Origin of the sequence: Tabrizicola sp. (assembly GCF_031377265.1) — a bacterium.
GTDB lineage: Bacteria > Pseudomonadota > Alphaproteobacteria > Rhodobacterales > Rhodobacteraceae > JAUYQR01.
The window spans coordinates 1-11,706 of sequence record NZ_JANMET010000060.1 but is presented as its reverse complement, the minus strand read 5'-3'; the positions used below and the strand labels follow the sequence as shown (position 1 = coordinate 11,706).

Below are 11,706 nucleotides of genomic sequence, written 5' to 3'. Positions count from 1 at the left end.
GGCCCGCCACCGGTTCGAGGGTGGCCCCGAATGCTCGCGCAGTTGAGCCGGCAGCTGGGCATCAACCCTGTGACCTGAGCCCCGTATTCCCTCCGGGGTTGGGGAGAGTCCTTGGGTTGATTTCTGGGCCTAGGCGGCCCGCATTTCCAGGGTCATTTTCATGGCAAATTCGGCCGGTGGGATATTCCCAAGGGCGGAATGGGGCCTGTGGCGGTTGTAATTCTCCTTCCAGGTGTCGATCTGGGTGCAGCCGTCCATCCCGCACCTGACTCGGTCAGCGCTGCATCGCAGCCTGCAACGGCACGGCATCCCGCGCCTGCCAGATGTCGAGGGCGACAAACCCAAGCGCCAGAAGTTCAAGCGCTACCCCATCGGGTTCTTTCGCTGCGCGGGCCTTCGGTTCGCATCGACATCGCCGAGGTACAGACCGCCGAGGGCAAGCTCTGTCTCTTTGTGGGCATTGACCGGACCGCCAAGTTTGTCGCCGCCCGACTCGTCGCAACAGCCGACAGGCGCACCGCCTGGGAGTTCCTGCAGCCCATGCTCGAAGCCGACGTCCTCGCAGCCGACAACTTCGCGCGAAGGCTGAAGACCCTGAACGGTCTCACGCCCTGCGAATACATCTGCAAAATCCCGACATCAGAGCCGGATCGATTCATCCTAAACCCGATCCAACAGATGCCGGGACTGAACAGTTAGGCAATCTACGCTTTCAGGGGTTGACCCGGTCAGGCGCTGTGTCAAGTCTTGCGGCATGACACAGCATAGCGCCCTGATTGTCGCCCATGGCCAACCTTCTGATCCCTTACCAGCGGCGGCGGAACTGGCACGGCTTGCTGCCCACGTGGCCGGGCATCTTCCCGGCTGGGATGTGCGGTCGGTCACGCTTGCCCAGGGCGAGGAGTTGGCCACCATAGCCGGTGCCATGGCTGCGGGCGTGATTTTCCCGATGTTCATGGCCGGGGGCTGGTTTACACGGGTGCAGATTCCTGCGCGCCTGATGGCGGCAAAGATCACCGGCTGGCGCATTCTGGAACCGTTTGGCTGTGATCCGGCAGTGCATGATCTGACAGTGGCGTTGGCCGCCGAGGCGGAGCGGGGCCATCCCGAGGCTGAACTCTTGTTGGCCGCTCATGGATCTTTCAAGTCCTCGGTCCCTTCCGACATTGCGAAGCATGTGGCGGAGCGGATCCGCGTCGAGACCGGGATCACCCGTGTCGAGGCTGCGTTCATCGATCAGCTTCCGCAACTTCAGGCGGCCATCGGGTTTGGCAGCGGCGCGCTGTGCTTGCCCTTCTTTGCCGCGGCGGGCGGACATGTGACCGAAGATATTCCAGCAGCCCTTGCAGCGGCCGGGTTTGCCGGCCGAATCCTGCCGCCAGTTGGCCTCGATTCCCGCGTGCCCGGAATCGTCGCTCAGGCTATCCTCGCTGCGCGCGAGGTCTGCGCCGTTGACTGCCGCTGGCAACGCGGCTGAAGCTAACCCTCGCCGCGATTGACCGGCGCTTTGGCCCAAATGGGTGAACCTTGGTGGAAGATACCGATCCGATCGTCGCACAAACCGCATCCGCCATGCCGGGTCGCAAGGTTGCGAAACTGCAGCGCAGCGCAGATGGCTTCATCATCGACGCGGCGGATCTAGGTCCACTTCTGGGCCTACCGGCAGCCGACGTGCCGGAATTGATGCGAAAGGGCAAGATCAGCTGCCTGTCCGAACAGGGGCAAGATGCCGATGCCGGGCGGTTTCGCGTGACCTTCCGGCATGGCGCGCTGCGCGTCCGCTTCACCGTGGACGACAGTGGCCACGTGCTTTTCCAAAGCCGGTTCAGCGGCACCTGAGCCATCTGACAGGGCGCGTGGCTTCAGACCGTATGCAGGTACAGATCGAAATCCACTTCAGATACGGTGCGCATCACCCGGGCGTATTCCGCCGCCTTGATCGCGGTGAAGGTACGGTGCATGTCCTCGCCCAGCGCGGCCTTGAGGAATGCCGAGGCTTTCGCCGCTTCGATGGCTGAGCGCCAATCGACCGGGATCACCTGATCGCCGGTGTCCTCATAGCCGTTGCCGGCGGTTTCCGGCCCGGGATCGATCTGGTTCCTCATCCCGTGCCGCACGCCAGCCAGCACGGTTGCAGCCACAAGGTAAGGGTTGGCATCCACGCCCGCCGGGCGATGTTCGATCCGCCGTGCTTTGATGTCGCCGGCCGGAATGCGTAACGCGACCGAGCGGTTGTTGACCCCCCAGGTCGGGCTGACCGGCGCGTAGGATTGGCTGGCGAAGCGGCGCCAGCTGTTGGCATGCGGCGCGAAGACCAGCATGCTTTCGCCCATCGTCATCTTCAACCCGCCAAGCGCATGCAGGATGACCGGGTTCCAGAGGCCTTCCTTGGCCTCGACAAACACGTTCTTGCCCGCACCATCCATCATCGAGACGTGGAAATGCATGCCGGAGCCGGCGTAATCCTCGTTCGGCTTGGCCATGAAGCAGGCGACCACGCCATGCGCGCGGGCCTGCGCGCGCACGATCCGCTTTAGCCGCATCAGGTCGTCGGCGGCCTGCATCACGTTCGTTCGGTAATGTAGGGTCAGTTCATACTGGCCAGGGGCGTATTCCGAAATCAGAGTTTCCGCCTTGATCCCGGCCTTCGCCGCCCCGGCGTAGACGTCACTGAACAAAGGCAGCATGCCGTGCAGGTGATCGACCGAATAGACCTCGGTCTTGTTGGATACGCGGCCGTCCAGCACATCGCGGGCGGGCTGCATCTTGCCATGCTGATCGCGTTCGGGCGCGAGGAGGAAGAATTCCAGCTCGAATGCACCGGAGGGATACAGACCGTCGGCCGCCAACGCATCGACCTGCCGTTGCAGCGCGTGGCGGGGGTCGGAAGTCATCGGCATGCCGTCCAGCGAATACATCGACATGAACACTTCGCCGCGCAACGGCTGGGTATTGTGCAGCGGCTTCAGCGTACCGGGAACTGGCCATGCGCGCAGATCACCATCGCCCTGGTCCCAGATCAGGCCGGTCTCGTGCACGTCCTCGCCACAGATATCCAACCCGAGGATCGAGATCGGCAGATGCCGGCCATTGTTGTAAAAGGATAAAAGTTCATGGCGGCGGATGATCTTTCCTCGGCCGATGCCGTTGGCGTCATGCAGGATAATGTCAAAAGCCTCGATCTCGGGGTGAGCTTCGAGAAAGGCTTCGGCTTCCGCCATGGTGGATCCGGAGGGGCTGATATTGGTCATATGAAACTCAGGCAAAAAGGTCGGTGAGGATTTCGTCAAAGCTGGCGATCAGCCTGTCGATCTGGCGTTTCTTGGTGGCCGGGCTGACCAGCATCATGTTGTGGAACGGCGCAATCAGGGTGCCACGGTTGAGCAGCGCCACGTGCACCGCAGCCTCGACCGCTGGCTGATGCGCCAGCGCCGCTTCGGCGCCGTTGTGCAACGGCCCGGGGGCGCAGATGAATTCCACCCGCGCGCCGACACGAACGACATGCCATGGCGCCTTGTGGTGTGCGATCACGCCAGCAAGGCCATCGGCCAGCCGGGCGGCACCCGCATCCATTTTGGCGTAGTTTTCGGCGGTCATTACCTTGCCAACCGTGGCCACAAGGCAGGCGAACTGCATCGGGTTGGCGGAAAGCGTGGTGCCCATTCCGGAATGGCCCGAGGCACGGTTGGCATTGGCCACCAGGTAACGGTCCGCAACCTCTGGCGTCAGGCCCCAGACAGCGGTGGGCATTCCGCCCGCCACGCATTTGCCGACAACGAAGATATCGGGGGACAGGCCATGAACGCGGCTGAAGCCGCCAAGACCGGTGGAGATGGTATGGGTTTCGTCGATGATGAGGAGCGCGCCATGCCGGGTTGCAGCCGCGCGCAGGCCGTCAAGAAACCCCGGTTCGGGCAGCACCATGCAGGAATTGGTCATCACCGGTTCGGTCAGGATCGCGGCGACATCGCCGCGTTCGAGGGCCGCCTCGACCGCAGCCAGATCGTTGAATTCGCAACAGACGGCGGTTTTCGCCAAGTCGGTCACCTGGCCCAGCAGGCCGGGCCGAGTGATAGTGCGATTGCCCTTCAGGGTGACCATCGTCTCATCCACTGTGCCGTGGTAGCAGCCGTTGAACACCAGAACCTTTGGCCGGCCCGTCACCGCACGGGCGACCCGCAGCGCAAAGCGGTTGGCATCTGTGGCGGTGGTGGCGATCTGCCAGCGAAAATCGCCGAAGGTTTCGGTCAGCAGCCGCCCTGCCTCCAGCGCCGCCTCGGACGGCAGCATGTAGGTCAGGCCCAGACGCGCCTGTTTGCGAATCGCCTTGGCAACCGGTGCGGGGGAATGGCCGAACATGCTGCCGGTGTCACCCAGGCAGAAATCGTCGATGCCATAGCCGTCGATATCAGTGATGCGCGCGCCCGTCGCATGGGCGATCAGCGGCAGATGCGGCATTGGCCAATCGGTCATCCAGTGCATCGGCACGCCGGACAGGAACACGCCCGCGCCCTTGGCCATCGCAGAGGCCGACAGCGGGCGGCTGGCGGCAAAGCGGCGCGCCTCACGCGCGGTGAGGGTCTCAAGACGGTCCTGGCGGACACCGGCGATCAGATCGGCAGACATGGTGCGAAACTCTTGGTTGCCCTCTGCTTATGCGTCAGAATTTGATCAAAAGGCAAGGGCGCGCCTATTGGTCCGCCCAGTCCCCCTCGAAATCCTTGGGCACCAGCAGGTTGTGGCGGCCAAGATCCTTAATGTTCCGCTCGCCGCACAGCGCCATGGTGATGTCGAGTTCTTTTTGGATGATCTCCAGCGCCTTGGTCACCCCGGCCTGCCCCATTGCGCCCAGGCCGTAGATGAAAGAGCGGCCAATGTAGGTGGATTTAGCCCCCATCGCGACCGCTTTCAGCACGTCTTGCCCAGTACGGATGCCGCCATCCATGTGCACCTCCACCCGGTCACCGACGGCACGGACAATCGATGGCAGGGCGCGGATAGAACTGAGCGCGCCGTCCAGTTGCCGCCCGCCGTGGTTCGACACGATGATCGCATCCGCCCCGGCATCCGCGGCCATGCGCGCGTCGTCAGGATCGAGTACGCCCTTGAGGATGAACTTGCCGCCCCACTGGTCACGGATGCGGGTGACCTTGGACCAGTCGAGTTTAGGGTCGAACTGTTCATTGGCCCAAGCCGTCAGGTTCGACAGGTCCTTTACTCCCTTCACATGTCCGATGACGTTGCGAAAGCTGCGACGAGGGGTCTGAAGCATGCCCAAAGCCCAGCGCGGCTTGGTGGCCATGTTGATCAGATTGGGCAGCGTCAGCTTCGGTGGGCTGGTCAGGCCGTTCTTCAGGTCCTTGTGCCGTTGCCCAAGGATTTGCAGATCCAGCGTCACGACCAGTGCCGAGCACTTCGCCGCCCGCGCGCGTTCGATGATCGCATCGACGAAATCCTCGTCGCGCATCGCGTAGATCTGAAACCAGAACGGCGTCGGGCTGGCGGCAGCGACGTCTTCGATGGAACAGATGCTCATCGTCGACAGGGTGAACGGCACGCCAAAGGCGGCAGCGGCGCGGGCGGCCTTGATCTCGCCGTCGGGGCATTGCATGCCGGTACTGCCAACTGGGGCGAGCGCCACCGGCATCGAAACTTTCTGCCCGATCATCGACGTCTCAAGCACCCGTCCCGACAGATCGCGTGCAACGCGCTGGCGCAAGCGGATACGGCTGAAATCGTTGGTGTTGTCGCGAAAAGTCTGCTCGGTGTAACTGCCGCTTTCGGCATAGTCGTAGAACATCTTGGGGGTGCGACGGGCATAGATCCGCTTCAGATCGTCGATGCAGGTGATGACGGGCATAGTGGCCTCCGAGAATTGGTCATCTTCTATTACCAATTTGACGCACGCAGTGCAATCCACTCAGACTTCGCGTGTGGGACTTGATTGTAGTGCGACATCGTACTATATAGTGCCTCATCGCACTATTAGGGAGTCCACCATGACACTAACGCGTCGCAAGACACTTGCCCTGATCGGAGGCGGCGTCATTCTTGCCGCCACTAGCTCACTTGGGGCGATTGCCAGCCGCAAACCCCGTACCGCCACCCTTCCCTGGGCCGAGGCTGGCATCGAAACCGAACCCCGCCGCCGCGCGCTGTCCTACGCGCTGTTGGCACCTAACCCGCATAACCGTCAGCCCTGGTTGGTCGACCTGCGCCAAGCGGGGGTGGTGACGCTTTTTGTCGACACAGCCAGGCTACTGCCCAGCACCGACCCACTGAACCGCCAGATCACCATCGGTTTGGGCTGCTTTCTGGAACTGCTGCGAATGGCGGCCAACCATGATGGTCAGCGCGTGACGATCACTCCGTTTCCCGACGGCGAAAATCCCGAGGGGCTGGACCAGCGCCCAATTGCCCGCGCAGTGTTTGTGGCAGATCCAACAGTAACGCCCGACCCGCTGTTTGCCCATGTATTGGCACGTCGCTCAACGAAAGAACCCTACGACATGGCCCGCCCGCTGCCCGCCGACACGCTGGCTATCATTGGCGCGGCTGTCAGTGCCGCGCGCTTCGGCGGCACGCTTGACGCCGCGGAAGTCGCCAATTGGCGCGCGTTCACCCATGAAGCACTTCGGATCGAGATTGAAACGCCGCGCACCTATCAGGAATCGGTGGACCTGTTCCGCATCGGGCGGGCCGAAGTCGATGCCAACCCTGACGGCATCGACTTCACCGGGCCATTGTTCGAGGTAATGGGCGCCACCGGAATGTTCACTCGGGCTGCCGCGTCGGATACGTCGTCACAGGCTTACAAGGCCGGGCTGGAGGCGGTCTACGCCAACACCGATACGGCCATGGGGCATATCTGGCTGGTGACGCAGGGCAACAGCCGAGCCGACCAGCTTGCCACCGGGGCAGATTGGCTGCGCGTGAACTTGGCAGCCACCGCAGCTGGGATTGCGTTTCAACCGCTGAGCCAAGCCCTGCAGGAATACCCCGAGATGGTCGGGCACTACGCCAAACTCCACGCCAAACTTGCGCCGGCAGGCGGCACGGTTCAGATGTTGGCGCGGATCGGCTATGGTCCGGTCGTAGACCCCAGCCCGCGCTGGCCTTTGGAGGCAAAGATCGTGAATGCCTGACACTACGCCCGAGGAGACGTACTTTGCCTTTTTCACCGAAGTGGGCATCCTTGCGCAGTTGAGCCGCGCCCTGTTCGAGGCGCGGCTGCCCGACGGCTTTACCCTGTCGCAGTTTACCGTTCTGAACCATCTGATCCGTGTAAAGGACGGCCGAACGCCGCTGGAAATGGCCCGCGCCTTTCAGGTGCCGAAAACCTCGATGACGCATAGCCTGGCCGTTTTGGAACGCCACGGGTTGATCAGGTTGGCCCCTAACCTGCAAGACGGGCGGTCGAAATGCGTCTGGATCACGGATGCGGGCCGGACCTTTCGGCAAGCCGCCATCAGCGGCATGACCCCCGATCTGGCCGACCTTGCGGCACGGTTCCCTGCCCTGCGGCTGGCAGAAACTCTACCCGTCCTGACCGACCTGCGCCAAATCATGGACCAGATGCGCGACCCCGACCCAGAGCAAAGGTCACGCTGAATGCGCGCCCTTGGCAAGTGCGGCCACATTGGCCAGCACCTCGGCCACCGGCTTGCCGGCCCCGATATCCTTGACGATGGCGGAACCAACCACACAGCCATCGGCCACGCTGGCAATGGCGCGCGCCTGATCGGGGGTGGAAATACCAAAGCCCACGATCACCGGCAGATCGGTGGACGCCTTGATCCGCGCCACCTCGGGGGCCACATCGGTCGCCACCGCCGCCGCCGCCCCAGTAATGCCGGTGACTGAGACGTAATAGACAAAACCCGAGGTGTTCTGCAGCACTTTCGGCAACCGCTTGGCATCTGTCGTTGGGGTGGCGAGGCGGATGAAGTTCAGTCCGGCGGCCTGTGCAGGCAAGCACAGTTCGCTGTCCTCCTCGGGCGGCAGGTCGACGACGATCAGCCCGTCAATCCCGGCCGCTTTCGCCTGATCCAGGAACCGGTCCACCCCGCGCGAATAGATCGGGTTATAGTAGCCCATCAACACGATTGGTGTCGCCGCATTATCCTTGCGGAAATCCCGCACCATCTGCAGCGTGGCGTCCATCGTCATGCCACCCTCCAGCGCCCTTTGCCCGGCCAGCTGGATCGTCGGCCCGTCGGCCATCGGATCGGTGAAGGGCATGCCAAGTTCAATCACATCAACGCCCGCTCCCGGCAGACCCTTCATGATGGCAAGCGACGTGGCAACATCCGGATCACCGCCCATGATATAGGCGACAAACGCCTTCTTCCGCGCGGCGCTGAGCCGGGCAAAGGTGTCGTCGATCCGTGTCATGGCTGGCCCCCTTGATAATCCTTGCCGGGTTTGCACGGGTGGGAGGTGAAAATCAATGCCCCGCTGGCCTTTGTGGCCTGGCGTTGTACTTTCAACGGCCCACAGGCGATATTTCCGACTGAAGGATAGCTCCCGCAAGGGAATGCTTTATCCAGCCCGAAGCCATCAAAGCCCACGCCGACGGGCAGGGAAACTGATGCAGCCAGCCCTTATCACTGCTCTTCTTCTGCTAACCTTGATCCTGCCCTTGGCAGTCGTGCTCTGGCCCGGGCTGAAGCCGGACAAGCCCGGCCTGATTGCGCTGCTGGCGGTCATCGGCGCCGCTGCTTTAGGTAGGACCAATCACTGGGCCGCGCCGGGGGCGGCGCATGTTCCGCTTGTCGTGGCGTCGATTGCGCTGATCCCCGCCTTGGCCATCGCCCGCAGTTTTGGCCGCGTTGATATGATCGCCGTGGTTTTCCACAAGGACTTCGGGATGCAGGGCGCCTCGATCGGAGGCCTGAAAAACGAGATCACGACTGCGATCCCGTCGGCAGTGTTGATCGTGGTCGCCACCTGGGGCTTGGGCGGACAGTGGAACGCTCAGGTTGCGGTTCCGCTAACAGTGGCGGCAGTGCTTCTTGCAATCAACCCGTTTGCCCGGCATGCCTTGGCCCGTATGCGCTTTGGCCCGGTGACATCCGTCCTGCCTGACCGTCTGGCAACGCCACGCCTGGTGGCCGATCATGCCAGGCTGCCGGACCTTGTGATCATCTATCTGGAAGGCACCGACCGGCGCTTTGCTGACACGTCCATCTATGGCCAGACCTATCGCGAGCTGGCGGAATTCGCGGCAGAAGGGCTGAGCTTTACCAAGGTCGGTCAGATCGCCGGCACGGGATGGAGCCTTGCCGGTATGGTTGCCTCACAGTCCGGCGTTCCAGTTGCGCCACGCGGGCTGCATTTTGCCAAGAAGACAGAGGATGTTGCCGCCTTCATGCCGCAGGTTCAGTTCTTCGGCGATATTCTGGCCGGCAAAGGCTATGCCAGCCACTATGTGGTCGGTGGTGAAACGGGCTTTGGCGGCATTCAAGCCATGTACGCAACTCATCAAATCACTAATATGACGGGCTTTCAGGAGCTCAAGTCGCTCCATCCCGCGACGACATTCGAGGCGGCACGCGCGGGCTGGCTTGTGGACGACCAGCTGGTGCTGAAAACTGCCCGAGAGGTCTGCCGCGATCTGTCGGTTGGCGAAAAGCCCTTCGCTCTGATCGTTGAAACCATCGGACCGCATGGTCCGAAAGGCATTCTTTCGCGACGCTGGACGACGACCGGCAAGACCGGGTCGACCAACGACATTGCCCATGCCGTCACTTGCAGTGTGACCGAGGTGATGGAATTCATCCGCGACATCCGTGCAGCGCAACCAGCGCGCGGGCGTGAATTGCGGGTGGTGCTGCTGTCGGACCACCTAAACCACACGCCAGGGCTTCCCACGGCGGGCACGGATTTTCAGGGCTACAACTCGGTGATCTTCTGGCGTGACGCCGCCCGCAAAGGCGACGTCATCGATCGGCCAGGCAGCATGATCGACGTATTTCCCTCATTGCTCGAATGGCTAGGCTGGGCCGAGGTTCCGGTGGCAGCCGGTCTTGGCCGGTCGCTGCTGTCGGCCCCGCAGACGCTGGTGGAGGAATTCGGGGTTCCCGTGGTAAATGCGATGATCGTCGGCGACGCACGGCTCAGCAAACTGCTTTGGGGGCAGGCCCCTCGCCTTGCGGAAACCGCTGCCACCACCTAGAAGCGGCGCGAACTGTCCTGGAGGGCGTGATGGGTTTCAAGATGGGCATCGTGGGTCTGCCGAATGTGGGCAAATCCACTCTCTTCAACGCGCTGACCCGGACGGCGGCGGCGCAGGCCGCGAACTTTCCGTTCTGCACGATCGAGCCGAACGTGGGCGAAGTGGCGGTGCCCGATGTGCGTCTGGACAAGCTGGCCGTGATTGCGGGGTCCAAGCAGATCATCCCGACCCGGATGACCTTTGTGGACATTGCAGGCCTGGTCCGTGGGGCCTCGAAGGGCGAGGGGCTTGGCAACCAATTCCTTGCGAACATTCGGGAATGTGACGCGATTGCGCATGTGCTGCGCTGTTTTGAGGATGGTGACATCACCCATGTCGAGGGTCGGATCGACCCGGTGGCCGATGCCGAAACCATTGAAACCGAGCTGATGCTGGCGGATATGGAATCTGTCGAGCGGCGTTTGGCCGGCCTTGCGCGCAAGATCAAGGGTGGCGATAAAGACGCCGCCGATCAGGACCGCTTGCTGCGCAACGCTTTGAAAGCGTTAGAAAATGGGCAACCTGCGCGGACGGTTTCGGTGGCGGCGGATGACCTGCGGCAATGGCGTTTGTTGCAGCTTTTGACCTCGAAACCAGTGCTTTACGTCTGCAACGTCGAAGAGGCCTCGGCCGCGTCGGGCAATTCCCAGTCGGGGCGGGTGGCAGTGATGGCAGCGGCGCAGGGCGCGGCTTCGGTGGTGATCAGCGCCCGTATCGAGGAAGAGATCAGCCAACTGGCCGCAGACGAGGCGGCAATGTTTCTCGAGGAGATGGGCCTGCACGAAGCGGGCTTGGACCGGCTGATCAAGGCCGGCTACAAGCTGTTGGGATTGCAAACTTATTTCACGGTCGGCCCAAAGGAAGCGCGGGCCTGGACGATTCCCGCAGGGACCCTTGCGCCACAGGCTGCAGGCGTGATCCACGGCGATTTCGAGAAGGGATTCATCCGGTCCGAAACGATTGCCTACGAGGACTACATCGCCGGAAACGGCGAGGCCGGCGCCAAGGAAGCAGGCAAGTTCCGGGTTGAGGGGAAGACCTACGAGGTCAAGGATGGCGATGTGCTGCATTTCCTGTTCAGCGGCTGACAAGGTGTTGAGAACGCCGCAGTAACCGGCCATGATCGACACATCCCGGTGATCTTCTTTCCGTCTTCTTTGCGTCTTCTTTCCGTCTCCACGCTCGGTGCGTTCCGCTCCTGTTAACCTTGCCAAGGGAATCAGGGCTGAGCGCAACTCGACGTGGCCGCTTTGCCCGCGCGGGTCGCCTCGCTTGCTGGCGATGCCGCAGGCCACGGAACCACCCCTCCCGCGGTTTTGCATCCTGACAAACAAGATGCGGCAGGTTTCGGGCCTTTCCCTCTTGCCCCCTTCGGACAGCCCCGCTAAATGAAAGCCGTCGGAGGCGTGGCTGAGAGGCCGAAAGCACTCGGTTGCTAACTGAGCATAGGGGGAACCCTATCGTGGGTTCGAATCCCACCGCCTCCGCCA

Annotated in this window: 11 protein-coding genes, 1 tRNA gene and 1 pseudogene; 8 read left to right on the top strand and 5 right to left on the bottom strand. The window is 62.5% G+C overall.

Translation table 11 applies throughout. The features are described from left to right. Positions 1–129 precede the first annotated feature (129 nt). A complete protein-coding gene (locus RMO18_RS21045) occupies positions 130–258 on the bottom strand; it encodes an integrase core domain-containing protein (RefSeq protein WP_405053995.1) in 129 nt (42 codons plus the stop codon). Here RMO18_RS21045 and RMO18_RS03370 point away from each other — a divergent pair. The 3 genes and pseudogenes from RMO18_RS03370 to RMO18_RS03360 all read left to right on the top strand — a co-directional run. Further along, positions 245–699, top strand: a pseudogene (locus tag RMO18_RS03370) (IS481 family transposase); the annotation flags it as partial. The gene RMO18_RS21045 and the pseudogene RMO18_RS03370 overlap by 14 nt on opposite strands. A 55-nt stretch (positions 700–754) precedes the next feature. Continuing rightward, complete coding sequence (locus RMO18_RS03365; protein WP_309663912.1) at positions 755–1,477, top strand: CbiX/SirB N-terminal domain-containing protein; 723 nt, start codon at positions 755–757, stop codon at positions 1,475–1,477. 53 nt (positions 1,478–1,530) lie between these two features. After that, entirely contained in the window at positions 1,531–1,839 is a 309-nt protein-coding gene (locus tag RMO18_RS03360) for a DUF6522 family protein (RefSeq protein WP_309663911.1), read from the top strand. Positions 1,840–1,862: 23 nt separating this feature from the next. Here the strand turns inward: RMO18_RS03360 and RMO18_RS03355 are convergent, their stop codons facing one another. From RMO18_RS03355 to RMO18_RS03345, 3 genes are all read right to left on the bottom strand, one after another. Beyond that, positions 1,863–3,251, bottom strand: coding sequence for a glutamine synthetase family protein (locus RMO18_RS03355; RefSeq protein ID WP_309663910.1), 1,389 nt, complete (start codon positions 3,249–3,251; stop codon positions 1,863–1,865). A gap of 7 nt (positions 3,252–3,258) precedes the next feature. After that, positions 3,259–4,626 carry an aspartate aminotransferase family protein gene (locus RMO18_RS03350; RefSeq protein WP_309663909.1) on the bottom strand — a complete coding sequence of 456 codons (1,368 nt, stop codon included), beginning with the start codon at positions 4,624–4,626 and terminating at the stop codon, positions 3,259–3,261. A gap of 64 nt (positions 4,627–4,690) precedes the next feature. Beyond that, positions 4,691–5,860 (bottom strand): alpha-hydroxy acid oxidase, encoded by a 1,170-nt coding sequence (locus RMO18_RS03345; RefSeq protein WP_309663908.1) that lies wholly within the window; start codon positions 5,858–5,860, stop codon positions 4,691–4,693. Between the two features lie 139 nt (positions 5,861–5,999). Here RMO18_RS03345 and RMO18_RS03340 point away from each other — a divergent pair, with 139 nt between their 5' ends. Beyond that, positions 6,000–7,145 carry an Acg family FMN-binding oxidoreductase gene (locus RMO18_RS03340; RefSeq protein WP_309663907.1) on the top strand — a complete coding sequence of 382 codons (1,146 nt, stop codon included), beginning with the start codon at positions 6,000–6,002 and terminating at the stop codon, positions 7,143–7,145. Beyond that, positions 7,138–7,611 (top strand): MarR family transcriptional regulator, encoded by a 474-nt coding sequence (locus tag RMO18_RS03335; RefSeq protein ID WP_309663906.1) that lies wholly within the window; start codon positions 7,138–7,140, stop codon positions 7,609–7,611. Before RMO18_RS03340 ends, RMO18_RS03335 begins: the two co-directional genes overlap by 8 nt. On the opposite strand, the gene trpA is transcribed toward RMO18_RS03335, so the two are convergent. Beyond that, positions 7,603–8,394 (bottom strand): tryptophan synthase subunit alpha, encoded by a 792-nt coding sequence (gene trpA / locus RMO18_RS03330; RefSeq protein ID WP_309663905.1) that lies wholly within the window; start codon positions 8,392–8,394, stop codon positions 7,603–7,605. The two genes, RMO18_RS03335 and trpA, sit on opposite strands and share 9 nt — an antisense overlap. 196 nt (positions 8,395–8,590) lie before the next feature. Here trpA and RMO18_RS03325 point away from each other — a divergent pair, with 196 nt between their 5' ends. From RMO18_RS03325 to RMO18_RS03315, 3 genes are all read left to right on the top strand, one after another. After that, positions 8,591–10,177: a sulfatase-like hydrolase/transferase gene (locus RMO18_RS03325; protein ID WP_309663904.1), complete on the top strand. Its 1,587-nt coding sequence runs from the start codon at positions 8,591–8,593 to the stop codon at positions 10,175–10,177. 29 nt (positions 10,178–10,206) lie between these two features. Next, positions 10,207–11,304: a redox-regulated ATPase YchF gene (gene ychF, locus RMO18_RS03320; RefSeq protein ID WP_309663903.1), complete on the top strand. Its 1,098-nt coding sequence runs from the start codon at positions 10,207–10,209 to the stop codon at positions 11,302–11,304. A 312-nt stretch (positions 11,305–11,616) separates the two neighbouring features. Continuing rightward, a tRNA-Ser gene (locus RMO18_RS03315) sits at positions 11,617–11,706 on the top strand.